Source organism: Petrotoga mexicana DSM 14811 (assembly GCF_002895565.1).
GTDB lineage: Bacteria > Thermotogota > Thermotogae > Petrotogales > Petrotogaceae > Petrotoga > Petrotoga mexicana.
Window position 1 is genome coordinate 95841 of the sequence record NZ_AZRN01000034.1, and the last position, 24993, is coordinate 120833.

General features: G+C 33.1%; 18 protein-coding genes and 1 pseudogene. 18 read left to right on the forward strand and 1 reads right to left on the reverse strand.

Annotation, left to right across the window (positions count from 1 at the left end; translation table 11 throughout):
• The first annotated feature begins 46 nt into the window (after positions 1-46).
• The 18 genes and pseudogenes from X927_RS08315 to X927_RS08400 all read left to right on the forward strand — a co-directional run bounded on the left by X927_RS08315 (position 47) and on the right by X927_RS08400 (position 22576).
• Positions 47-910 carry a glycine--tRNA ligase subunit alpha gene (locus tag X927_RS08315; protein WP_103077611.1) on the forward strand — a complete coding sequence of 288 codons (864 nt, stop codon included), beginning with the start codon at positions 47-49 and terminating at the stop codon, positions 908-910.
• Positions 900-2969 (forward strand): glycine--tRNA ligase subunit beta, encoded by a 2070-nt coding sequence (glyS, locus tag X927_RS08320; protein WP_103077612.1) that lies wholly within the window; start codon positions 900-902, stop codon positions 2967-2969. Before X927_RS08315 ends, glyS begins: the two co-directional genes overlap by 11 nt.
• 26 nt (positions 2970-2995) lie before the next feature.
• The gene (locus X927_RS08325; RefSeq protein ID WP_103077613.1) at positions 2996-4096 is read left to right on the forward strand and encodes a TM0106 family RecB-like putative nuclease; all 1101 of its coding nucleotides are present in this window, start codon (positions 2996-2998) and stop codon (positions 4094-4096) included.
• Between the two features lie 119 nt (positions 4097-4215).
• Positions 4216-4761, forward strand: a complete 546-nt coding sequence (locus tag X927_RS08330; RefSeq protein WP_103077614.1) for a chromate transporter — start codon at positions 4216-4218, stop codon at positions 4759-4761.
• Entirely contained in the window at positions 4758-5321 is a 564-nt protein-coding gene (locus X927_RS08335; RefSeq protein ID WP_103065557.1) for a chromate transporter, read from the forward strand. Before X927_RS08330 ends, X927_RS08335 begins: the two co-directional genes overlap by 4 nt.
• 66 nt (positions 5322-5387) lie before the next feature.
• Complete coding sequence (locus X927_RS08340; RefSeq protein ID WP_103077615.1) at positions 5388-6086, forward strand: dTMP kinase; 699 nt, start codon at positions 5388-5390, stop codon at positions 6084-6086.
• A 1-nt stretch (position 6087) separates the two neighbouring features.
• Positions 6088-7548, forward strand: coding sequence for a cardiolipin synthase (gene cls / locus X927_RS08345; RefSeq protein ID WP_103077616.1), 1461 nt, complete (start codon positions 6088-6090; stop codon positions 7546-7548).
• Between the two features lie 310 nt (positions 7549-7858).
• Positions 7859-8800 (forward strand): ABC transporter substrate-binding protein, encoded by a 942-nt coding sequence (locus tag X927_RS08350; RefSeq protein WP_103077617.1) that lies wholly within the window; start codon positions 7859-7861, stop codon positions 8798-8800.
• Positions 8801-8827: 27 nt separating this feature from the next.
• Entirely contained in the window at positions 8828-9817 is a 990-nt protein-coding gene (locus tag X927_RS08355) for an ABC transporter permease (RefSeq protein ID WP_103077618.1), read from the forward strand.
• Positions 9790-10518: an ABC transporter ATP-binding protein gene (locus tag X927_RS08360; protein WP_103066006.1), complete on the forward strand. Its 729-nt coding sequence runs from the start codon at positions 9790-9792 to the stop codon at positions 10516-10518. The genes X927_RS08355 and X927_RS08360 overlap by 28 nt, the downstream gene beginning before the upstream one ends.
• Before the next feature lie 134 nt (positions 10519-10652).
• Positions 10653-13847: a UvrD-helicase domain-containing protein gene (locus X927_RS08365; RefSeq protein WP_103077619.1), complete on the forward strand. Its 3195-nt coding sequence runs from the start codon at positions 10653-10655 to the stop codon at positions 13845-13847.
• A pseudogene (locus tag X927_RS08370) lies at positions 13837-13962 on the forward strand (CorA family divalent cation transporter); the annotation flags it as partial. The gene X927_RS08365 and the pseudogene X927_RS08370, both read left to right, overlap by 11 nt.
• A gap of 31 nt (positions 13963-13993) precedes the next feature.
• Positions 13994-15217, forward strand: coding sequence for a M20 family metallo-hydrolase (locus X927_RS08375; RefSeq protein ID WP_103077621.1), 1224 nt, complete (start codon positions 13994-13996; stop codon positions 15215-15217).
• A 43-nt stretch (positions 15218-15260) separates the two neighbouring features.
• Complete coding sequence (locus tag X927_RS08380; protein WP_103077622.1) at positions 15261-15881, forward strand: CBS domain-containing protein; 621 nt, start codon at positions 15261-15263, stop codon at positions 15879-15881.
• A gap of 230 nt (positions 15882-16111) precedes the next feature.
• Entirely contained in the window at positions 16112-17563 is a 1452-nt protein-coding gene (locus X927_RS08385; RefSeq protein WP_103077623.1) for a glycogen synthase, read from the forward strand.
• A 1-nt stretch (position 17564) separates the two neighbouring features.
• Positions 17565-18575 carry a galactose-1-phosphate uridylyltransferase gene (galT, locus tag X927_RS08390; RefSeq protein WP_103077624.1) on the forward strand — a complete coding sequence of 337 codons (1011 nt, stop codon included), beginning with the start codon at positions 17565-17567 and terminating at the stop codon, positions 18573-18575.
• 17 nt (positions 18576-18592) lie between these two features.
• The gene (locus X927_RS08395) at positions 18593-20323 is read left to right on the forward strand and encodes a DUF4910 domain-containing protein (protein ID WP_103077625.1); all 1731 of its coding nucleotides are present in this window, start codon (positions 18593-18595) and stop codon (positions 20321-20323) included.
• Between the two features lie 69 nt (positions 20324-20392).
• Positions 20393-22576: a TIM-barrel domain-containing protein gene (locus X927_RS08400; protein ID WP_103077626.1), complete on the forward strand. Its 2184-nt coding sequence runs from the start codon at positions 20393-20395 to the stop codon at positions 22574-22576.
• A gap of 108 nt (positions 22577-22684) precedes the next feature.
• On the opposite strand, the gene X927_RS08405 is transcribed toward X927_RS08400, so the two are convergent.
• Positions 22685-24919 carry a glycoside hydrolase family protein gene (locus X927_RS08405; protein ID WP_103077627.1) on the reverse strand — a complete coding sequence of 745 codons (2235 nt, stop codon included), beginning with the start codon at positions 24917-24919 and terminating at the stop codon, positions 22685-22687.
• Positions 24920-24993 lie beyond the last annotated feature (74 nt).

A 24993-nucleotide genomic window follows, 5' to 3' on the forward strand; every position in this document is an offset into this window, starting at 1 on the left:
CAAATAATCATTTAATAATTTATCCTAGAAGAATGGAGGATTTGATTTGTATATTCAAGATGTGATTATGAACTTAGAAAAATATTGGTCCGATTTAGGATGTGTTATAGACCAACCTTATGATATAGAGATGGGGGCAGGTACATACAGTCCTGCCACTTTTTTTAAGTCTTTTGGTGCAAATGAATGGAGAGTTGCCTATGCTCAACCTTGTAGAAGACCAACAGACGGTAGATACGGCGAAAATCCGAATAGAATGCAACGATTTTATCAATACCAGGTAGTTATCAAACCTTCACCCAAAGACATTCAAGATCTATATATTAGGTCTTTGGAATCTTTAGGGATATCCCCTAAGGAACATGACATAAGGTTTGTAGAAGATAATTGGGAATCTCCTACTTTAGGTGCGTGGGGAGTTGGATGGGAAGTATGGTTAGATGGTATGGAGATTACTCAGTTCACGTACTTTCAACAGATGGGGGGCATCCCATTAACTTATATTCCCGTTGAGCTTACTTATGGAATTGAGAGAATAGCTATGTATTTACAGAATATCGACAACGTTTATGAAACCAAATGGAATAAAAATGTAAAGTACAAAGACATATATAAAGAAAATGAAAGGCAATTTTCTTACTATAATTTTGAAGAAGCTGATATAGACATGCTTAAAACACTTTACAATATGTATAAAAAAGAATTTCAAAGGCTAATTGCAAAGCAATTATATTTACCTGCATACGACTATTTAGCAAAATCAGCACATGTATTCAACTTATTGGACGCAAGAAATGCCATTGGAGTTAACGAAAGGCATCAATACATATTGGATATAAGGAATATGGCGAAAAGCTGTGCAAAACTATATATCGACAGTTCAAATGCGGAGGTAATTGATGTTGAATAGAGCAATTTTTGAAATAGGTGTTGAAGATTTACCCCCATCAGAATTTGATAATATCCGAGCTCAATTAGAAGAAGGATTAAAAAAATCCATGGAAAAAAATGATTTAAATTTTTTATCCATGAATATCTTTATTTCCCCTCGTAGGTTTGGAGCTTACATCGTGGGCCTTCCAGATAAACAACCTGATAAAAAAGAAAAAAGAAAAGGTCCTCCAAAAAAGATTTGCTTTGATGGAAATAACCAACCCACAAAAGCACTCGAAGGTTTTGCTAAAAGCCAAGGTGTCCAGGTAAAAGATGTAAAATTTGAAAACAATGACGGCGCAGAATACGCATATATAGAGTCTGTTAAAGCGGGAGAGCCTACCAAAATTATTTTACAAAATATCATTCCGGAATTGATAACCAACATGAATTTTGCCAAAAGCATGAGGTGGGGAAAAGGTAATTACACCTTTGTAAGACCAGTACATTGGGTCTTAGGTTTGTACAATAGAGAGATTTTAGAATTTGAAATATTCGATGAAAAATCATCTAATAAAAGTTATGGTCATCGGTTTTTTGGTGAAGAGATATTGATTACAAATCCTCAAACTTTCTTTAGTGAATTAAAAAAGAACTATGTAATTCCTTTATATGAAGAAAGAATAGAAGTAATAGAGAGAGAAATTCATGAGTTAGAAGAGCAAAATAATATAAAGATTTCTTTGGAAGAACATGAAGATTTAATTCAAGAAATTGCCAAAATGACAGAATTTCCTAAAGGGGTAGTTGGAAGTTTTGATGAAAAATATCTTTTTCTACCCCCAGAAATTATTATTGTCACTGTAAGACACCATCAAAGAAGTTTTGTGGCGATGAAAGATGGAAAGGTAATCAATAAATACATAGCTTTCCAAGACGGCTTTGGCAGGAAAGGCAACGTTACAAATGGCTATACTAGAGTAATAAACGCAAGATTAGACGATGCGGCTTTTTACTATGAAGATGACTTAAAAGCGGATATACAGAAGAGGCTTGAAGATTTAAAGAGTATTACTTATCAAGTAGAATTAGGAAATTACAGAGAAAAATGTGAGCGAATATCAACACTCAGTTCAAAAATTGCCGAAAAACTGGGTTTCGAAAATTTAGATGTAGTTAAAAGAGCCGGGTTGTTATGTAAAATTGACATTCCTTCCAAAGTTGTATATGAATTTCCTGAATTGCAAGGAATTATGGCGAGAATCTACTTGAAACACAAAGGAGAAACGGAAGATGTTTTCTTAACGGCCCAAGAACACTACAAGCCTCTTTCGGAAAATGATGAAATATCTCAAAATTTAGTCGCTAACCTCGTCTCCTTAGCTGATAAAATAGATGACCTCGTTGGATACTTCGGTATTGGAAAGATCCCTTCAGGATCAAAAGATCCTTTTGGATTGAGAAGAAAAGCTTTTGGAATCTTAAGAATTTTGATATCGTTGGATTGGGACCTGAATCTTAAAGAACTTATCGATTTATCAGAAAAGACCTTCGTTGAAAGTGGAAAATCTAATATCTCAATAAAATCTGTAGAAAATGAGTTAATAAATTTCTTATCCAACCGTTTAGAAACCATTTTAGAAAGAGAAAAAATATCCAAAGAGGCTATAAATTCGGTTTTAATAAATATATATAAACCTTTAAGAGCTTACTTGGCTGCAAAATCTTTGGACAAGTTTATAAAAAAAGAAGAATTTCGAGATTTTATTATTGCGTTTCAAAGGGTAAACAACATTTCGAAAAATCATAAATCACATGAATATAATGGAAGACTATTCATAGAAGAAGAGGAAAAAACATTATTTCAAAAATATTTAGAAGTCAAATCCCATTTTGAAAACTGTTTGAAAAAATTAGATTACGACGGGGCAATTGAAAGCTTAATCTATTTAAAAGAAAATATTGACAGATATTTTGATAGCATCTTTGTTATGTCTGAAGACGAATCTATAAGAAGCAATAGACTAGGTTTTTTAAAATCTTTATCTGCTCTGTTTTATGAAATTGGAGACGTGGAAAAATTATACAAGGGCTAAATTTTAAGATAAGGCGTGTTTGAACAATGGATTTACTTTACTATGAAAATTTTAAAAGTTGTAGTTATTTTGTTCCTACCTATAAAAGGCAAGGCTCCTACTTTGATATTAACCTAAATGGTTTGAACGTTGAAGCTAATTTTGAAAGTATTAACAACGGTGTAGTGAAAATCGTTAGAATGGGGAACAATTTTAAAAAGTCTTATTGGTTACATATATATACCGTATATAGATATTTCAAAGATAAAGGTGAACATATAAAAAGAATAGTTTTAGAAACATCCAATGGAAGTTACGAAATAAATGTTTCAGATATTCTTTTAAGAGAAAAATGGATAAAGAAAGAACTTAACAAACTTAAAGCAACGAAAAAAGTCCATGGGTCACACTGCAAGTTTTGCAAAATTAAAAACCAATGTCATTTGGAATTTTTAAGGGAAGGAGATTATTCTGTAGTCCCAAATTTAAGTAAACCTATGATTGAAGATTTAAAAAACATGAATATGGATCCCTTGACAGTTATAAAAACCAATCAAATAGAAAAGTTGGACAAAAGATTCAAAAAGCCTTTATACAATCTAAAGTCTCTAATTGAAAACCAAGTTTACGTGATTGATAAGCACTTTCTTCCAGAAGATTATATAGTCTTTGATGTAGAAACTTATTTAAATAAAGACTTTTTGTTTGGATTTTTAGAGAATGAAACTTATGTTCCTTTCTTTTTAGGAAAAAACGCATACAAAAACGCTGTAAAAATGGTAGATTTCCTGTATGAAAGAGACAAAGTGCTATTGCACTACGATAAAAACGATCTTACAGCCTTAAAAAAACTTTCATCTAAATATCCTATATTGAGAGATAAATTAAATAAAATCTCCTCAAGAACTTGTGATCTATACGAAATAATAAGAAAAAATTATAGCTTACCTGTTGTCTCTTATTCATTAAAAGACATCAGCAAATACTTTGGTTTTGATTGGAAAACAGAGTTAAATGGTTTTGCTGTTATACCCGAATACAAAAGCTATTTGAATGGCAATAAAAATGCTTTGAAAAATATTTTTAAATACAACGAAGATGATTGTCGAGCCACAAAATTAGTATTAGAAAGTCTTAAGACCATTTAATCCGTTCATAAACTCTCTAAATAAGACCTATGTATAGTTTATCAAATGCTGTACATAAGTCTTTTTTAATGTTAGCACAAGCAATTCTAAAAATTATATAGAAGGAGCTAATAGCATTTATGAAAGATTTATGGAATTTATTTATCACTTTTGCACGTATCGGGAGTCTAACTTTTGGCGGGGGCTACGCAATGTTACCAATGATTCAAGAAGAAGTTGTTAAAAAACACAATTGGGCAACTGATGAGGAAGTAATTGACTATTATGCCATTGGGCAGAGTACACCCGGAATAATCGCTATAAATACAGCTACTTTCATAGGTTACAAATTAAAAGGAATCCTTGGAGGAATATTTGCAACCTTAGGGATGGTCTTCCCTTCTATCATAATAATAACGATTATTGCCATATTTTTCGAACAATTTCAAAATTTGCAAATAGTACAACATGCTTTCGGTGGCATTAGGGTAGTTGTAGTTGCACTAATGTTGAACGCTATAATAAATATGTGGAAAAAGTCTATCAAAGATTACATAGGTATAATTATATTTTCAGTTGCTTTTATTGTTGTTGCCTTCCTAAAACTATCTCCAGTTGTAGTTGTGATAACTTCTTTCATAGTCGGATTGATTATACAACAAAATAAAGATGATGATAGAAAGTGAATTACATTATACTTTTTTTTGAATTCTTTAAAATAGGACTTTTTTCTGTAGGTGGAGGTTTAGCAACTATACCTTTTCTTCAAGATCTAGCTCGTAAGTATGATTGGTTAACCCTTAATGACTTAGCTGATTATATAGCTATATCCGAATCTACGCCGGGACCTATTGGAATAAACACAGCAACATTTGTGGGTTACAACTCGGGAGGTATTTTTGGTGGTATAATAGCTGTGCTGGGGATAGTGACACCTTCAATAATTATTATTACTACAATTGCCCATTACTTTCAAAGGTTCAATGAAAAACCATTTATACAAAGTGGATTTTATGCTTTAAGACCGGCAGTGGTTGGGCTGATAGGTGCCGCAACGTATGAAGTAGCAAAAGTTTCCTTATTTTATCTTGAGAGGCTTACAGAAACTCAAACTTTGGTTTCTGTGTTCAATTTTAAGGCTATAATATTGTTTCTAATCATCATTTATTTAATGAAACGATTTAAAAAGCATCCTGTAGTTTATTTGGCTTTAGGAGCGGCTGTTGGAATCATTTTTAAGTTTTAACTTATTAACTTAGTTAATCAGTAAAATAAGCACAGACACCTGTGCTTAAACGGTAGGAGGATATTTATGAAAAAAGGAATGCTTATTGTAATAGAATCTGGAACGGACGCAAGTGGCAAAGCCACACAAGCAGAAATATTGTCACAAAGATTAAAAGATGAAAAAATCAAGGCATTTAAAGTTGAATTTCCAAATTACAAAAGCGACTCTTCCGCTTTGATAAAAATGTATTTAAAAGGTGAATTTGGAGAAAACCCTGAAGCAATAAATCCCTACGCTGCTTCCACATTTTTTGCTGTGGACCGATTCGCAACTTATCAAAAAGAATTGAAACCTTTATATGAATCTGGTGGAATTTTAATATCTGATAGGTATACAACTTCCAACATGATATATCAATCTTCAAAATTCGAAAATCAAAGTGAAAAGGATGAATTTTTGGAATGGCTTTTGGATTTGGAATTCAACAAATTTAATTTGCCAAAGCCTGATTACGTAATATTTTTAGATATTCCTCCTAAAATAAGTATAGAATTGCTCAGAAAGAGAAAGGAAAAAATAATAGATCTAACAGGAAAAGATATCCACGAAAAAAATATTGAGTATATAAACAAGACATATGAAAATGCTAAATATGTTGCCCAAAAGTACAATTGGAAGATAATAAACTGTTTAAAAGAAAACGAAGAATTAAAAACAATCGAAGAAATTCACGAAGAGATTTACTCTATATGGAAAAACATAAGAGATTTAGGAGAAATATAAAATGGCCTTTGCTATAATTTTCAAATTTGGTTTTTGGACTTTTTTTGTATTAATATATGCTGTTGTTGCTACGACTGTCATCATCTTGGAAAGAAAGAGACCAGAAAAAACGATAAGTTGGCTTTTAATATTCGCCGTAATCCCACTTATAGGATTTGTAATCTATCTTTTTTTTGGAAGAAACTGGAAAAGAAGAAAACTTACCAGTGATATTTACTTGAATTCAAACACTACTTTATCGCAAGAAGAAAAAGAATGGCTAAAGAAGGTACTTGGGGAAAATGATATTCAATACTTACAACTAATTAATCTTTTAAAAAGGAACTCTAAGTCACCTTTATTTTTGGGAAACGACATAGAAATTTTTAAAAATGGGAAAGAAAAATTCTCTTCTTTCTTTAAAGAAATTGAAAACGCAAAAGAATCTATCAATTTAGAATACTATATTGTAAAAGACGATGAAACAGGAAAAAAACTCAAAGACCTCCTGATAAAAAAGGCTAAAGAAGGAGTAGAAATTAAATTTATTATGGATAAAATAGGTTCAGGACGTCTAAAGAAAAGCTATATAAAGCAATTAGAAAATGCAGGAGTTGAAATTGCTTTTTATAGCTATTTTTTATCGCCCTTACTTAAATTTGTAAATACTCAGGTAAATTACAGAAATCACAGAAAAATAGCGATAATTGACTCTAAAATCGGATTTATCGGAGGGATAAACATTGGAAATGAATACATTGGTAAAAGTAGTTTGGGATATTGGAGAGACCTCCACTTAAAAGTTAGAGGAGAGGCTGTAAACGGACTTCAAAAAATTTTCTTTGAAGACTATCAAACAATTGTAAAGGCAGAGAGAAAAAAAGAAAAAATAGATCCTAGTAAATACTTTAAAAAACAAGAGAGAAAAGGGAACTCTTTAATACAAATAGCGGTGAGCGGCCCAGAGTCAGAAAATTCATCCATAATGCAAACGATCCATAAGATGATTACTATTGCTAAAGACCATATATACATAGCTACCCCGTACTTCATCCCAAATGATAGTATTCTTTCGGCTTTGAAAATAGCTGCTCTTTCAGGTATTAAAGTAAAAATCTTATTTCCAGGAAAGATGGATCATTTTTTAGTATATTTTGCTTCAAGAACATATTTGGAAGAAATTATAAAATATGGTGTAGAAGTGTATTTTTACAGAAAAGATCGATTCATACACTCTAAATTTGTATCGATTGATGGCTTAATATCCACCGTTGGAACGGCAAATATAGATATTCGAAGCTTTGAACTAAATTACGAGGCAAATCTCTTAATATACGATAGGGAAAAAACTAAACAAATAGAAGATATTTTTCTTGAGGATTTAAAAATTAGTTCTCACATTTCTCAAGATTACTTTAATAATCAGCCTTTCCCCATCAAATTTACAGAAGCATTCAGCAGGATTTTCTCCAATCTTTTGTGAAAATTACAATTTTTACTTGACAATCCTTATTGATTGATGTATAATTTGGAAAATTAAATTTCAATTAAGCGAGGGTTACTATGAAAAAAATTTCATTGCACTTTTTAACAAATCCTCTCAATGATGTAAAATCAAAAAATAATCAATATTTCTACTTTTGGTATTGGAAAGACACCCAACTTGGTGCCTTCCGTTACCTATTAGCTAGCAAGTAGGTATAAGAAGAAACAAGTGGGTGTCTACGAAAAGAGTAGACACCTTTTTTTATAATAAATACGGAGAAAACAAAATCTCCAGGAGGTGTGAGGGTATGAAAAAAGTATTAACAACTTTGGTAATCGTTTCTCTATTCACATTTGCTTTCGGTGTAAAGATTGGCATCACACAAATTGTGGAACACCCTGCTTTAAACAAGATTTATCAGGGAATAGTTGATTACCTTGAAGAGTCCGGTGTAGATTTTGAATATGAGCATCAAAGTGCTCAAAATAGTTTTCAAAATGCGATAACTATAGCTAACAAATTCAAAACAGATGTAGATATAGTAGTTGCAATAGCTACCCCCTCCGCTCAAGCAGCGGCAACTGAAATAAAAGATAAGCCGGTGGTATTCAGTGCCGTTACTGATCCAATCAGTGCAGGTTTGATACCTAAATTTGGTAAAAATCCAGGAAATGTTGTTGGAATAAGCGATATGGTCCCTGTTGAAACTCATGTAAACCTTATAAGAACAATATTTCCTGATGCCAAAAATTTAGCAATCCTTTACAATACCGGAGAAGCTAACTCGGTTTTTTTAGCAGATCAAACCAAGAAATTTGCACCTCAACTTGGATTCAATGTAATAGAAATTACAGGAACGAACGCTAACGAACTTGTAACTTCCCTAAACGCTCAGGCAAACAGGATAGATGTTGCCTATCTATACACAGATAATTTGGTTGCTTCATCAGCTGAAATCTTAGGACAAGTATTTGAAAAAAATGAGATTCCGGTAGTTGCAGGAGACATTGATATAGCTAGAAAAACATCAGTTTTAGGTTTTGGCTTTGATTATTATCAAGTAGGAATAGAAACAGGAAAAATTGTCCTTGATCTCATAAACGGCAAAAAACCTTATGAAATTGAATCTAGGATAGTAGGAGCAGATGCGCTAACCTTTTATATAAATTTGGACAGAGCTCAGGCGCTTGATATAAATATACCTCAACAATTTTTAGACATTGCAGATGAAATAGTAGATACAAAATGATCGTGAAAAAATTTTAGGAGGAAAATTATGGATTTAGTCGGTATATTAGAACAAGGATTAATAGCCTCCCTAGTTGCAATGGGCGTGTTTATAAGTTTCCGAGTCATCGACCTTCCGGATTTAACACCTGATGGATCGTATGTATTGGGAGGAGCGGTAACCGTTGCGTTTATGTACGCAGGCCTGCCTTGGATACTGTGTATGATTCTAGGTGGTTTAATGGCCGGTTTTTTTGGAATAATAACCGCACTAATACATAACAAATTAAAAGTCAATTCTTTGTTAGCTAGCATATTGATTATGACCATGCTTTATTCGATAAACATAAGGGTCATGAATGGACCGAACGTTTCTGTTCCAAAAGAAATAACAGCCCAGCAAGAAGCACAATACACAGAAAAAACGAAGTTAGATGACATTTTAGGCATGAGTAGCTTAAATGAAAGTCAAAGTAATTTACCAATAAACGATACCAAAAAAACCTTATCTCCATTCAGAGAAAACTCTGGATATAATTCTACCATCCTAATAGCTTCGATAGTATTTGTATCTGCTCTTCTAACAATAATCTTTTTGAGAACGGAGTTAGGAATTGCGCTCAGGGGATACGGAGGTAACAAGGCAGGAATCAAAAACCTGGGTATGAACCCCGAAATTATGAGTATAATCGGATTATTTTTAGGAAATTTCTTCGCGGGGCTGTCAGGATCCTTGTTCTCTATGTACGGTGGATTTTCAGATGTAAATATGGGGCAAGGCATAGTTGTAACTTCTTTAGCCGCGGTTATTTTGGGGGAGATCATATTTGGCAGGTTTAATTTGTTCTATAACATGTTATGCCCCATAATTGGAGCTGTTGTCTATCAATTTTTACTGGCATTAGCTATGAGATATGGTTACATAATCGGCTTCCAATCAAGCGATATGAAACTAATAACTGCGTTGTTCATAATAATAGTAATAGGATTAAGGAGGGTAGAATTTAAAAAATGGTTGAGCTTAAAAACATCAGAGTAGTATACAATAAAAATCAAGTTAATGAAAAAAAAGCCTTGGACAAATTTGAACTAAGCGTTAAAAAGGGAGAATTCGTCACTATCATAGGTCCCAATGGTGCTGGGAAGACAACGCTTCTTAAAGTTTTAACCGGAGAGGTAGTGTTAGATGAAGGCAGTTTCACGCTAAATAACAAAAGCATAAAAAGAACCAAGCCCTACAAACTCTTTAGAAATGTCGGTATAGTGTATCAAGAACCTGATAGAGGTGTATTCCCTGATTTAACTCTTGAAGAAAATTTGATCTTGGGATCCAAAAAAGGCAACAGATTCTTTTCATTTGGAAAATACCAAGGATTAGAATTGTTGAAGTCTTTAAACATGGGATTAGAAAATAGGCTTAAAACAAAAGTCAAAGAATTTTCCGGGGGACAAAAACAGGCTCTCGCCATGGTACTTGCATCTATAACGAAGCCTGATCTTCTGCTATTAGACGAACATACTGCAGCTCTTGATCCCAAAAATGTCGAAAAGGTGATGGAACTAACAATGAAGATAAATAAAGAGCTTGGACTAACCATCATAATGATCACGCACAATATGAAAATAGTAGAAAAATATTCAAGTAGGATAGTGGAAATCAAAGACGGAAAAGTTACAAAAGATTTTGTCTACGAAAAAATACACAACAAAGAAGAATTTAAAAAAATTACAGCTAATTAAAAAATAAAAATAATTATAACTTATCTTCTAGACGCTCTATCCAGCAGGGCGTCTTTACTTTTTTAATCAATAATATAATTATGGTATAATATTTAAAACGAATTGTTTCAAAATTTGAAAGGACAAGATACTAAATGACTGTAAAAAAAGTTGATGTTTACAAAGAGATAGATGATCCAAACAGGAATTTCTTCATCTCGGCATCAGCGGGAACGGGCAAAACTTATATTCTTACACAATATTTTATAAAAGTATTAGAAAAGAATTTCCCAAATGCTGACATAGTTGATAATATTCTTACGGTTACCTTTACAAATAAAGCCGCCTCTGAAATGAAGAATAGGATTATGGAAGAGGTTTCAAACAAACTGGTTAAAAAACCTCCATATGGCATCAGCAAATTAGAATGGTACCAATATTGGAACGAAGTAAAAATTAATTTATCCCGCTCATGGATTAAAACTATAGACAGCTTTTGCTCAAGGATAATAAGAGAAAACAACATTTCCATGGGGGTAGACCCAAATTTTAGTATAATAAGCGATTTTCAAAGAGATCGAGAAGTTGAAAGATCGGTTTATTCTGCTCTAAGAGTCGCCTTAGAAATATATCAAGATAAAGAAATAGATTGGCTCAACTTCTTATCCACAAAAAGAAAGGAAAAAATAGAAAAGTATGTTGAAACTTTGAACAGAGAAAAAACAAAATTTAAAGAATCCTTTAAAAATATACTTTCTGAAATAGGATTGGACAAGTTTGAAAAAATAATTCAAGATATTGTTTCCAACTGGCGTATTGAAATGTCAAGAGTCTTATTAACTAATGACTTGGAATTAGCAGATAAAGAACTCACCGAACTTTACAAAGACTTCTTATGGCTTGTCAAAATTATTTCTCTTATCGCTAGTGAATTCTATTTGGGATTAACCATCGATAATTTTTTGTACGACTTCAAAGCGGTTTTAGAAAAGGTTGTAGAAGAATTCGAAAATAACCCCGATCTTCTTAAAAAGTACCAAAATAAATTCAAATATATCGTAGTTGACGAATTTCAAGATACTAATTATCTTCAAAAAGAAATCTTTGACAAACTCCATACCACAGATAATTACTTTTTTTATGTTGGAGATAGAAAACAATCCATCTATCGTTTCAGAGGAGCAGATGTTTCTGTATTTTCTCGTTCTTTAACAGAAGCTCAAAACTCCGATGAAGAAGTTCTTTTAGGAAAATTAACTAAAAACAGAAGATCCCATCAACAAATCATAAATTTCGCGAATCGTCTTTCTGAATTCTCTTTATTTAAAAGAGATAATTTACAGATGTCAGATATCGATCCCACCCTTTTAGAAAATCTCTCTTTCCAAGAAGAAGATATATCAGAACCCGAAATCCCTCCCCAAGAGACCGAAACGATTCCCACCTTGATTGAAGATGATACTAAAAGAGTTAAATACATAATAATTGAACCCACGGATGACAACGGATTAAACAACCAAGAAAATCGTCTTGCCATTGAAATAGAGACGTTGGCAAAAGTTATAAAAAAGTTGTTAGGACAAGAAATGGATTTCAAAGTAAGAAAAAATAATAAAGTATATTATGAAAGAAGAAAAATAGAACCAAAAGATATCGCTGTCCTTTCAAAAGAATTAAAAAATACAGAGAAAATACTTAGAACAACCTTTTTTAAATACAATATACCATTTTATATATTCGGCAGCAAATCTTTTTACAACAGACCAGAAATTCAAGCTATTTTCGCTGCTCTCAACTCAATTCAAAATCCTCTCAACGACTACCAGTTTGTAAGGTATATGATGTCACTTCTAGTAGGTATGAGTTTTCAAGATCTTTCCAAATTAGTAGAAAAAAGGCAAGGAAGTTTCTTTGAAACCTTTGAAAATATGCAAAGCGAATTCCCTGAAGATGTAGTGGAAAGTTATAAAGTGCTTAAAAAGTACAAAGATCTCAAATACTATTTAACTCCTTCTTCTATACTGAAAGGTATAGTAAACGACAACAATTACTTCTCAAAACTTGCTTTAACAAATGATCCTGAAGTTTCAATATCAAATATAAAAAAACTTATAAACCAAGCCGAAGAATACAACAATATGGCAAATTCTTTTTCTGAATTGGTCAGATTTTTGAAAAATGCTTCTAATATCTCTGAAGAAGAGGCTTCTATAGAAGATGAAACATCTAACAGTGTGAAAGTAATGACCATCCATAAATCTAAAGGTTTGGAATTTCCTATTGTATTAATGATCGGTTTACACAACTCTATTTCAGGCACAAAAAATGGTTCTAATGCAGAATTTTCGATCCCTGATGCGACAGGAAATAGATATTATATCTTGAACAATGTATATAAAGAGAGCGTAGAAAACAGTGATCACTGGCTGTTCAAATGGTTTAAAAACAATGAGTTTTTGGATAAAACCGAATCCAATAGATTAGTATATGTGGGAATAACAAGAGCGAAAGACTTGCTGATACCTATCTTAGTGTCCAATGAGAAAGCCGATACATTAAATAATTTCTTCTTAACTGTAAAAAATTCAGATATGATAGATATAATTCAATCTGATCATATTCAACAAGCACAAGAAAACGCCCTCCAACCTCTAAACCAAGATGAAAAAAATACTTTGTTTAAAGCAATACCTCAACAAAATCTTAAAGACTTAACCAATCTCTCATATAAAAAGTATATAGCCCCAACTTACATAATCAAGGAAATAAAAACTGAAGAATTAGATTTAATCGAAGACCTCAGTGGAACTATTCTATCTCCTTCAACTTATTTTGATCCAAAAAACATTTTTTCAGATCAAGAGCTTATCTTTAGAGGATCTTTTTTACACTCTAAACTAAGAAGTGCTCAAAACATAAGCCACATAAAAAATATGATAAAAAGCGGAGAGCTACCACAGGGTTTTGATGAATTAGATATAGTGAAAAAAGCCTTCACACCCACCGAGAATAAAATAATAAAAAATGAATGGAGACTCATGAAAAAATTGAATTTAGGAAAAAAAGAATACATGTTATTTGGGATTCCTGATAAAGTCATCATAGAAAATGGTGATATTGAGATTTTGGATTACAAATACTCAGAATTGAGAGATCCAAAAAAAATCAACGATTATAAATTTCAAATATTATTCTATCTTTATCTATTATCCGATTTTGGTAATCCAAAAAGGGGTCACATAATAAGTATCAAAACATTACAAGATCCCATAACTTTTGAATACGACCCACAGTTTGAAGAACAATTGATTACACTACTTTCGAAAGAGAAAGTTACAAATGAATTTTGAGAATATGCCAGAATTGCATTGGAAATTTGGGTATTTTATAATTTTAGGTATCATGGCAACTATAGCTATAGCTATAACTATGATCATTATATTCAAAAAGAAGAAATGGTTTTGAATTACAAATACCTATAGGGAGGTATAATTCAATGAGAGAAAGTATAATTAAAAAAGTAGAAGAATTAAAAGAAGAAATTATTGAAAGTTCAAAAAAGTTTACATCAATTAATTCTGTCAACCCACGTGCAGGAGGACCTGGGGAAAAGGAAGCTGCAGAATGGCTAGAATCTTTGATTAAAGGATGGAATTTCTACAAAATTAAAAGATACGATGCTCCAGACGATGCTGTTGAATATGGATACAGGCCAAACATAGTTGCAACCTACAAAGGTCAAAATTCACAAAGAACTATTTGGTTTGTAACTCACATGGACAAGGTACCTGCTGGTGATATCAAATCGTGGGAAACAGATCCTTTTCAGCCGGTAGTAAAAGATGGAAAGATTTTTGGAAGGGGAAGTGAAGACAACGGAGCATCTCTAATATCAACATTGTATGCCGTGAAAAGCATTATGGATTTAAAAGTGAGGCCAGAAAACAACATCGCCTTAGCTTTGGTTTCAGATGAAGAAACGGGTTCAGAATTTGGAATAAAATACTTATTAAAACAAGGATTATTTAAAGAAGGAGATTGGTTCTACGTACCTGATGCGGGAGAACCTGATGGAAGTTTCATCGAAGTTGCAGAAAAATCGATTATGTGGTTAAAAATAACAACTATTGGGAAGCAAGGCCATGCATCAATGCCCAATATCTCCATTAACGCCCATAGAGCGGGTATGGATTTTGCAGTTGCGGCGGATAAATATTTCCATGAAACTTACAACCAACGAGATGACCTCTTTAATTATCCTTACTCTTCTTTTGAACCAACAAAAAAAGTTTCAAATGTTGAAAACATAAATACCATTCCCGGAACAGATATTATATATTTCGATGGAAGAATTCTTCCAAATTATGACGTTGAGCAAATAATAAACAACCTTAAAAACCTGTCAAAAGAATACGAGAATAAATGGAATGTCAAAATAATAATTGAAGGGGAGCATCTTGAAAAATCAACAAAACCCACACCAAAAGACCATCCCTGTGTAGAAATGTTGAAAGAAAGTATAATGAATCTTAGAAATATAGAAGCTAAAGTTGGTGGAATAGGTGGAGGTACCTGTGCAGCGATAGTCCGTGGTGCAGGGTTTCCTGCTGCTGTTTGGTCAACAATTGATGGAACAGCACATCAACCTAACGAATACGTGAAAATTGATAATTTAATTAAAGATACCCAAGTTTTCGCATGCCTTATGAGTAATTTATAATTATATTGTTTTGAGCCTTACAGATTATATTGGGGGTTGTATGATGTATGTAAAATTATGGCAAAATGATACTTTTCAATCAATTGAGTATACCGAAACCTTGCAAAAAGCCCTTGATAAAATAAGCAGTGAAGAAGAAAATTTGGTCGTTGTGAGACGAGATGGAACTTTGTACAACCTCATCACTTTCAACGATATACCTACATTTTCTTCTCATGATTTAAATACGAAATTAATAGAATTATTAGATCCTACCGACTCTTTTTTATTTGACACTGACTTATTAGAAGATGCTCTAGTTTTGATGTTAGAAAACAGAGCGAGAGTTTTACCTGTTGTTAACAATGAAATGCGCCCTGTAGGAGTCTTTGGACTTTTTGAAGTTTTAAAAGCCTTTAAAACCATCTCAGCTATTGATGAAACAGGAACACGGGCATTAATAAAGATAAATGATGCTCCCGGTGAACTCGGCAAACTCTTGAGCATATTTGCGAATCGAAAAATCAACCTTCTCTCTCTAATGACCGCCAAAATAAGTGATGAAAAGAGAATGATCAGTCTTAAATTAGGCATTAAAAATATTGACCTCATTTCTGATATATTAGACGAAGAAAATATAGAGTATGAAGGTATATACGAAGAAAATGGAGATAAAGACAGGTAAAAAAGCTAATGCGTTTTGCTGTTCTGGGCAAAAAACTTTTTAAGTTTGCCGCAGTGTGCAAACGATGTTTTTAAATGTTTTTGACCTTGAACTTGGGGTTATTAAGGGGTTTACCCCTTAACGTCTGGAGCGGGGTAAAGTCCTACTCCACCTTTCCTTATGGGTGGGGAGCGGGGTGAAAGGGCGCTAAAACAGTTTTTAGAATTACTCACTAGGAGGCGATACATATTATGAAAATAGCTTACGTATCCTACGAAGTCTCTCCCTTTGCTAAAGCTGGAGGCTTGGCAGACGTAGCTGGAGCCTTACCAAAATATATAAAAAATGCAGGAGAAGATATATACGTTGTGATGCCTTTTCATAAAAACATAGAAAATAATTTTAATACTTCTAAATTTCAGCTTGTAAAAACAGGTTTAATACCTGATTCCCATACACATAAGTCTCCCTTTAGTGTTTATAAAAGTTATTTAGAAGGTTCCTCTGTAGTAATTTATTTTATTAAAACGAACACCCTCTACGATTCAAAAAACATATATGATGAAGAAAATATCTTTTTGAAGACTTCGTACTTTTGTGATGCTGTTTTAAAAACTATAAAAGAATGTGAACCGGACACAAACGTTATCAACGCAAACGACTGGCATACTTCTCTTATACCTGTATATCTAAAAACCGTTTATTTACAGGACAACATTTTAAAAAAGATAGCCACAATATTAACTATACACAATATAGGTTATCAAGGGCTTTTTAACCCCGAAGTATTAAATCAGGCTGGATTACCCAATTATCTTTTCAACATAAACGCCCTAGAATATTATGGAAAAGTAAATATATTGAAAGGTGGAATTTTGTTCAGTAATATCATAAATACAGTGAGTCCCACTTATGCTAAAGAAATACAGAGTGAAGAATACGGATACGGACTAGAAGGTATATTGAAGGTTCGATCTGAAGATTTGTTTGGTGTATTAAACGGCATTGACTACAGCATTTATGATCCTATAAAAGATCCTCACATTTTTTATCCCATTGAATCATACAAAGACAAATTAAAAAATAAAACAAGTTTGCAGGAATACTTAGGGCTCGTTAAGGATGAAAATATAACGCTAATCTCTTTTATTGGTAGGCTCTTTGAGCAAAAAGGAATCGATTTAATTTCAAAAATAATAGACCTTTTGTTACTCACTGATATTCAATTTGTGCTTTTAGGAACAGGAGATAAAAAATACGAAGATTATTTTGCTACTTTGACAAAGATCTATCCTAAAAAAGTCTCCATCAACATAACCTTCGATGTAGATCTAGCTCAAAAAATATACGCCGGATCTGATATATTTTTAATGCCCTCTAAGTACGAACCATGCGGATTAGGCCAAATGTACTCGATGAGGTACGGCACAGTTCCCGTTGTAAGATACACAGGGGGATTGAAGGATACGGTTTCGGAATACAACCCAAAAGATAAGAAAGGAACAGGATTCGGATTTTATGAATACCAAGAAGCGAATTTATTATACACTTTAATGAAAGCCGTGTACTTTCATCAAAAAAGGAAAGATGACTGGACTAATATTTTTGAAAACTGTATGAAAGAAGACTTTTCTTACGAAAAAGCCGCCAAGAAATACATCGAATTATACAAAATCGCCTTTGACAAAAAACGAGGTTATTAGAATGATGGAATTGAGAAAAGATCCTATAATAAAAAGATGGGTTATAATATCTTCCGAACGATCGAAAAGGCCCATGGATTTCAAAAAACAACATCAAAAAACAGAAAACTCCTTCTGCCCTTTCGATTACGGAAATGAATACAGTACACCTGAAGAAATAATAGCTTTTAGAGATGCTAACTCTACTCCAAACTCCCCGGGATGGTGGGTTCGTGTTGTTCCGAATAAATTTCCAGCGCTCGACTCTGAAAACGAATTGAAAAAACAGGGTGTCGGGATATATGACCAAATGTCTGGTTATGGATACCATGAAGTAATCATAGAAACACCACAACACAACGCAAAATTAGCTGATATGCCAATGGATCAAATAAAAGAAATAATATGGGCTTACCTAAAAAGGTTTCAAACAATAAGAAAAGACAAAAACATAAAATACATTCAAATATTCAAGAACAAGGGAGAAGAAGCTGGCGCTTCCCTTTCACATCCACACTCACAGCTCATCGCCACTCCAATCGTTCCCATCACGATTAAATCCGAAATAGAAGGATCCAAATCTTATTATGAGTTTCGAGAAAGATGTGTCTATTGTGACATAATAAACCAAGAGTTAAAAGATAAACAAAGGGTCGTTTTCAAAACAGATGAGTTCATTGTTATAGAACCTTACGCCTCCAGATTTCCATACGAAACATGGATACTTCCACTCAAACATTCAAATGACTTTGGGTCCTTAGAAAACAATCCGGCATTAGTTGAAGATTTAGCAAAAACCCTTTCGATTATAACCAAAAGATTTGACAAAAAGCTTGACGATCCACCATTTAATCTGTTCATACACACTTCACCGTTTATTGACGGGCTGGAACTATATTACCACTGGCATATAGAAATATTACCTAGATTAACTAATGTTGCTGGTTTTGAATGGGGTACAGGCTTTCACATAAACCATGTTTCTCCCGAACAAGCCTGCAGTGACCTTATAGAAGAAAAAGACATTCTTTGAAAACGAGGGGGAATGAGATGATAGACTTAAAAGATATATTTTATGAATTTTCTTCTAGAAATGCCTTAGAATTAATTAGAAAAATATCAAATTTTCATAGAGCAAAAGGTAGTTTTGAATATTCCAAAGCGAGAGAGATAATTCAAAATTATTTGAAAAATTCAACTTTGCTTACCTTCCCTATGGATAAAACTTACAACACATGGCAAAGTCCTCCAAGTTGGAATCTAAAGGGGGGTTATTTAAAATATCATAGGGGGAAATACATAGTCTCTGATCTTTCTCTAACACCTATCTCGGCAATATTTCTATCAGATAAGACTGATGGTGTAGAGAAACTGGAAGTCTTCGATGTAGGAAAGGGAGAAACAGAGGAAGACTACAAAAATTTTGAACCGGGAAATGCGGTATTGGCTGATGGTAATCCGACCCTTGTGTATCATTATGCAATAGAAAAATTCAACGCGAGGTGTGTCCTCAGTTACCATATGAAAGCTCAGGATAAATCCATAGGAAGAACTCCAGAACTTTTACCTGATACCATTAATTATACTTCTTTCCCAAGTTTTAAAAATAAGTACGCCTTTGGTTACGCATTATCTTATGATCAATTTCAAGAGTTAAAGGAAAAGCTTAAAAAAGAAAAAGTTTTGATAGAAGCATTTTTGGATGCAGATCAAGGAACAAATAACCTAGAAGTCTTACAAGAAAAAATAGGTAAAGATACCGATCAACCAGCTATTATTCTAACTGCTCATCTGTGTCATCCAAAGCCAGGAGCCAACGACAATGCAAGCGGTTCCGCACTACTGGCAGAAATAATGAGAGTATTAGAAAAGTTCCAAGACCACTTAAACAGAAAAATCATCGGTCTTTGGGTAGCAGAGATGTACGGTACAGCCACTTATTTAACAACAGAATTCCCAAAAAACGCTTACGTTATAAACTTAGATATGGTGGGAGAAGATCAATTTAAAACGGGATCAACTCTTAAATTAACTCCATCCCCTTGGGAAATACCTTCTTTTTTAGCAGAACTTCTTTACGTGAATTTAGAGTATCCTGATTTTAGATTATCTTTCGAAAAATATTCAGGAGGCTCTGACCATTACATGTTTTCAGATCCAAACTTGGGAATACCGGCTGTCTCATTAACGAATTGGCCAGATAGGTATTACCATTCAAGTGACGACACAGTTGATAAATGTTCAAAAAATACACTTGACTGGATAGGAAAAGCTGTTTTAAAAACTATCTACGATCTAGACAACATGAGTCAAGAAGTTTCGGCACAAGTAAAAGGCAAAATTATAAACAATCATTTCAAGTTAGTCAATGTTCAAAGCAAACTCATCACTAATTATGTAAATTACATGACTTACCTAAAACTTAACCAACTTTCCAAATATGGGGATGTAGAAGAAGAATTAATTGAATTTTTCAAAGAAAAAATTGATTTTAACTTGATCCCCTCACAAAAAAGAAAGGTAAGAAAAAATATTGGACCGATTTCTGATTCATGGTACAATATCGAAGATATAAAATGGATGAACCAAATAAGAGAAAAAATACCTACCTTTAGAGATTTTTTGGACGTATTTTTGAACGTATTTGAACTAGGATTTTCAAAGGAAGAAGCTATTATAATAGCCAAAGCAGAGCTGGGAATTGAGGAAGACTTAAAGGCAGAAGTCGAACATTATCTGCATAGATTAAAAGAAGAAAAATTAATAGAAAGTAAAGTTTAAAAACACTATCTATCAAGTCCTAAAGTTTTTAAAAACTACATATTTATTTGGCTGGAGGAGGATTTACCTATGTTCACAAAGACGCAGTTAACGCAATACACTACTTTGTACAGAAGTGGCAAACCTTTTAAAACCGGGGCGGTGATCGTTGACTTAGAAAGCAAGGATTTTCAAAAGAACAATGCCATCCCATATTTTCAAGTTGAACAAGAAGACAACAAAATAAATTTCATATACAAGATGTCAAAAGAAGATATTGTATATGGATTAGGAGAAACTCTTGGGGCATTGAACAAAAGAGGTAAAATTTACAGATTTTACAACACAGATGATCCTGAACATACCCCTGACAAAATGTCTTTATACGGTTCTCATCCTTTTATAATCTTGGATGGAAAAATTACTTTTGGATTGTTCATCGATTATCCTTCTGAAATTATCTTTGACATAGGATTCACAGATAAAGATATTTTGAAGATAACCGTTCCTTCAAAAGATTTTGATTTGTATATCTTTGATTCTGATGAAAAGCTATCCATAATAAAGGAATACTTTAATTTAACAGGTAAACCTTACATTCCTCCAAAATGGGCTTTTGGATTTCAGCAATCAAGATGGAGTTACTTTTCAGAAGAAGAAGTTAGAAATGTAGCAAAAAAATTCAGAGAAACTGGTATCCCTTGTGATGTCATTTATACAGATATAGATTACATGGATAGTTACAAGGTTTTCACCATAAACAAAGAAAAATTCCCTAACTACGAAGGGATGGTAAAAGACCTAAAAGATATAGGAATAAAAATTATACCCATCATAGACCCCGGGGTAAAGATAGAAAAGGGCTATGAAATGTACGAAGAAGGCAAGGAAAAAGGCTTTTTCTGTGTGGATGAAAAGGGTAATGACTTTGTTGCAGCTGTTTGGCCAGGACCTACGCACTTTCCAAACTTTTTGAACTCAGAAGTTAGAAGATGGTGGGGTAAGAAGTATAAACTCTTTACAGATATGGGAATAAAAGGCTTTTGGAACGATATGAATGAACCTTCAATATTTTACACCCCTAAAGGATTAGACAATCTTTTGAAAATCTTAAAATATTTAGAGGAAAATAAGGAAAATGCCGGTATAGAGGTTTTCTTGGCAAAGGAAACACTTTTGAACATAGCCAGCAACAGAGAAGATTATAAAAGCTTCTACCATAAACTAGACGACAGTAGTTTAATAAACCACGATACGGTTCATAACTTATACGGATTCAACATGACAAAAGCAACTGCGGATGAGCTTAAAGAGTTATGCCCAAATGAAAGATATCTGTTACTCTCAAGAAGTAGTTATCCTGGCCTTCACAGGATGGCTTCAATATGGATGGGGGATAATAAATCTTGGTGGGAACACATGCTTGTTAATATAAGGATGCTTCAATCTTTAAACATGATGGGATTTTTCTATACGGGAGCTGATGTTGGTGGCTTTGGAGCAGATTCATCTGCCGAATTAGTCATAAGATGGATGGAGTTAGGTGCGTTCACACCTTTTTATCGAAACCATTCTGCGCTAAATACAAGGCCCCAAGAGCCTTGGCAGTTCGATGAAGAATCATTGAACATCATGAGAGATATAGTAAGGCTCAGATATGCTTTTCTACCGTATACTTACTCAGAATATATGAATTCCGTCAAAGAATCGGTTCCATTTGTAAAACCCTTATCTTTTGTATTTGAAGGGGATAGGGTGAAAGATATAGAATATCAATACATGTACGGAGATTCTTTGATGGTGGCACCGGTTCACGAACAAAACAAAAAGGGAAGATATGTACACTTGCCAGAAGTTAAGTGGTTAAATTGGACGGCTTCTAAATTCGAAGAAAGAAATATGAAAGTTTATGAAGCAGGAGATTATTACATTGAGGCAGATTTAAATGAAATTCCTCTCTTCATAAAAGAGAATAGTTTGATACTTCTTTCCGAACCCATGAATTATGTTGGTGAAAAAGAAATTACAGAACTAACAGTTATTGGTTTGGTAAGCGATCACGCTATTTACAATTATTATGATGACGATGGAACCACTTACAACTTTACAAAAGGTGAGTTTGGTAATTTAAAGATAGATATAACAAAAGTAGGTAATGATTTCAAAATAGATGTGAAAACATACGATCCAACGAATATCTTAAAAATAAAAAAGATCCATTTCGAAATATACGACAGTGACGGAAGTGTCATTAAAAAAGATATGATCCTTTAGAAAAGACTTGGGAGTATCCCAAGTCTTTTTTTGAATAAGAATTAACTATTCATAAATGGGTTTCACCTTTCTATTTTCAAAAAGTATAACTGGACTCTTAAATCGAATTCACTTTAAAGATATGGCAAAGATATGCATTGTTGGGATTTGAGGCAAAAAGATAGATTGTACAGGCACAGATTTCAAAGGAATCTTCAACAAATACATTTTCGGATTTATATTTTCTGTTATTCCTAAGCTATCGTATCTATAACCGAATTCTAAAAGAACCGTTTCACCATAAATTGGAGATTGGCACCAATCGGAAAAAGCGATGTTCACCTCTTGACTTAATCCATCTTGGTAAAGTATCATTATCTTACCTGTATAATTTCCATGGTCACTCGCTCCTACAATGTACATGTAATCAAATATTTTTTCCATATCTTTTAGATTTATAACCTGAGAAGTTAGTATTAGGTTGTCTTTTCCATCAATTTTAAATTTAAAATAAACATCTTCCTTTTCATAAAAGTACACATTATTCGTTAAATGTTTTATAAGCTCCTCTGTTGGATATTTTGCCCCTATTATTCCATCGTAATTATCAAAATTGCCGGATTTTCTGTCGGAGAAACTTACAATGCCGTCGTTGTTAAATAACTCTTCTATATCCAATAAAAAGCTATTGTCAATAACAACACTTTCAACTTCAGCGGTTTGAGCATATAAACTTTCTTCTGTTGTTGTTTCATAAGCTGTTTTTACAATTTTGCCCTTTGAGAATTCATAATAAAATTGGTCAAAGTCAAATATAAACATGGGATCAATTGGTTTCAAAATGACTTGATCAATGTGAATAAAACCACTTTCAGGTTTTAAGTACAAAATAATTTGATTTTCCTCCATATTTAAGTTCCCTACGTACATGATGCCCTCATTTGGATCTAAGTTTTTATCTGTTGAATTATCTCCAGAAGAAGCTTTAACGTAGGTTTTAGAATCAAAAGACCCGGATATGTAAACTTCATATTCACCATAATAAAAATTATCAATTTTTTGTCTTATCCTTATGCTTTCTTCAGTTTTGATCCGGATATTATTGGTATTATCCAATTCAAAATAATAAATGCCCGTATCCATTTTTTCAGCTTCAAATATTAGCGTTTCTCGACCACTAACTATTTTAGACAAAGTTAATGGTTGAACCTTGGAAGGTAAGGTTTTTAATCTGACTAAACTTAGCAAAGCAGATATTGTCGACTCAGCACCAGCATTGCTGTTTATATATATCGAGTGTAAAGAATCATAACCTTCACCGTTTGGTCCGTACATAGGAGAAGATAAATGGTTGTTCCTTTCAAAAAATCCTCCAAACAATGCGGCCATGTAGGCATATTTTTCTTCATGGGTAACGGAGTATAATTTCACCAAGGTAGAAATTATTGGTTCGACTGCATAAGCAATCTGAGGATACATTTTTATATACTTTCCTATTTCATAAACAGGACCTAGAGAAAGCAATAATGGATAGAATTCATCCGCTAAAAAGATTGCTGAATCTAAATATTTAGTATTTCCTGTTACCTTGTACAGTTCTATCAGAGATTCCCCTTGTCTACTACCCCAACTATGCCATAATTGGTAATCCGTTCCTTCGTTGAACGCCCCCTTCATTAGTCCTTCTTTTATCTGTGTATTAAGAATTGAATCTCCAATTTTTATAGCTAATTCTTTTGCACTTTCATACCCCGTATATTTATAATATTCAATAACCCCTAAAAGGAAAACGGAAGAAACATCCGAATTTTTATTTAAAAAATAATCCTCATCCAAGCTCTTTGATAAAAAAGTATAAGCTAATTTGGCAGAATTGTCTAATTTCTTTTGGAAATCCCGATCCTCATCAAAGATTTCTAAGGCGTTTGAGATAGCCCAAAATCCTCTTGCCGCCCACCAATTTGCTGTTTTTCTACTCGTTACCCCTTGCTTATTAATACTCCCATTATCAAAAATGAAGTTGTAGAAATCTCCATCAGAATCTTGAAGTGCCATCACAAAATCTAAAGCTTCTTTTGCTCTTTGAAGGTAAAATTCGTTGTGATAAAGTTTATAAAGTTCTGTGTATAACACTGCAACCCTCGCTACATCATCTACGCAAGTTACTCCTTCACCTTTTGCCTCTGTGTGAACATATGTATCTCCGAATTTTTCAGCATATATCCAATAACCGATTTTTGTCTCGCCTTCTATTATGAATTCGTCCCTTAAAAATTCAAGATGATTAAGATTCATCTCCGGCACACTAAAAGAAATTACAGATAAAAAAAGAAAAGAAAACATGAAGAATTTCCTCCAATTCATAATTGTTCCTCCCTATAAACTTTGTGCTAACAAATATTTCTGCAGCATTTATAAATGCTGCAGAAATAAAAGGT

What these genes read in the sequence shown, in the direction of transcription:
- X927_RS08340 (WP_103077615.1), top strand. Translation starts at nt 5,388, where the DNA reads ATGAAAAAAGGAATGCTTATTGTAATAGAATCTGGAACGGACGCAAGT.
- X927_RS08325 (WP_103077613.1), top strand. Translation starts at nt 2,996, where the DNA reads ATGGATTTACTTTACTATGAAAATTTTAAAAGTTGTAGTTATTTTGTT.
- X927_RS08330 (WP_103077614.1), top strand. Translation starts at nt 4,216, where the DNA reads ATGAAAGATTTATGGAATTTATTTATCACTTTTGCACGTATCGGGAGT.
- X927_RS08365 (WP_103077619.1), top strand. Translation starts at nt 10,653, where the DNA reads ATGACTGTAAAAAAAGTTGATGTTTACAAAGAGATAGATGATCCAAAC.
- X927_RS08350 (WP_103077617.1), top strand. Translation starts at nt 7,859, where the DNA reads ATGAAAAAAGTATTAACAACTTTGGTAATCGTTTCTCTATTCACATTT.
- X927_RS08380 (WP_103077622.1), top strand. Translation starts at nt 15,261, where the DNA reads ATGTATGTAAAATTATGGCAAAATGATACTTTTCAATCAATTGAGTAT.
- X927_RS08355 (WP_103077618.1), top strand. Translation starts at nt 8,828, where the DNA reads ATGGATTTAGTCGGTATATTAGAACAAGGATTAATAGCCTCCCTAGTT.
- X927_RS08400 (WP_103077626.1), top strand. Translation starts at nt 20,393, where the DNA reads ATGTTCACAAAGACGCAGTTAACGCAATACACTACTTTGTACAGAAGT.
- X927_RS08360 (WP_103066006.1), top strand. Translation starts at nt 9,790, where the DNA reads ATGGTTGAGCTTAAAAACATCAGAGTAGTATACAATAAAAATCAAGTT.
- galT (WP_103077624.1), top strand. Translation starts at nt 17,565, where the DNA reads ATGATGGAATTGAGAAAAGATCCTATAATAAAAAGATGGGTTATAATA.
- cls (WP_103077616.1), top strand. Translation starts at nt 6,088, where the DNA reads ATGGCCTTTGCTATAATTTTCAAATTTGGTTTTTGGACTTTTTTTGTA.
- glyS (WP_103077612.1), top strand. Translation starts at nt 900, where the DNA reads ATGTTGAATAGAGCAATTTTTGAAATAGGTGTTGAAGATTTACCCCCA.
- X927_RS08395 (WP_103077625.1), top strand. Translation starts at nt 18,593, where the DNA reads ATGATAGACTTAAAAGATATATTTTATGAATTTTCTTCTAGAAATGCC.
- X927_RS08405 (WP_103077627.1), bottom strand. Translation starts at nt 24,919, where the DNA reads ATGAATTGGAGGAAATTCTTCATGTTTTCTTTTCTTTTTTTATCTGTA.
- X927_RS08385 (WP_103077623.1), top strand. Translation starts at nt 16,112, where the DNA reads ATGAAAATAGCTTACGTATCCTACGAAGTCTCTCCCTTTGCTAAAGCT.
- X927_RS08375 (WP_103077621.1), top strand. Translation starts at nt 13,994, where the DNA reads ATGAGAGAAAGTATAATTAAAAAAGTAGAAGAATTAAAAGAAGAAATT.